Source organism: Elizabethkingia argenteiflava (assembly GCF_009904105.1).
Lineage (GTDB): Bacteria > Bacteroidota > Bacteroidia > Flavobacteriales > Weeksellaceae > Elizabethkingia > Elizabethkingia argenteiflava.
In genome coordinates, this window is record NZ_JAAABJ010000039.1 from 1 (window position 1) to 451 (window position 451).

1 protein-coding gene is annotated in these 451 nt (G+C 43.7%); it reads left to right on the top strand.

What is annotated here, in order from left to right; translation table 11 throughout:
• The coding region (locus tag GNY06_RS00180; protein ID WP_176589911.1) for a transposase at positions 1 to 417 on the top strand (417 nt) is incomplete at its 5' end.
• Positions 418 to 451 lie beyond the last annotated feature (34 nt).

Here is a 451-nt window from a genome sequence, read left to right on the forward strand (position 1 = left end):
AAGGCCGTGCGTAGTCTAAGTGCTGGCTCATTTGAGTTAGAAACTGGTCGTGACCGCCTGGGTACTTTTGAACCTAAGATTGTGCCCAAACGCCAGCTAATCATTACCGATGAGCTAGAAGGTACTATCTTATCGATGTACGCTATGGGAGTGAGTACCCGAGCAATGCGGGATTATGTGCAGCAAATGTATGCTATGGAGATTTCTCCTGCAGAGATATCCCGTATTACCGATAGTGTACTACCCGCGGTTCAAGAATGGAGAAACCTTCCTCTTCAAACCGTCTATCCATTTGTATTTCTGGATTGTATGTTTTTCAAGGTAAGGGTGAATGGTGCTGTTGAAACCCGTGCGATCTATAATATCCTCTGGGTTGATATCGCAGGAAAAAAGGATGTACTTAGGCTTTATAGTTAAGAAAATGAAGGGTCCAATTCTGGATTGGAGTTAT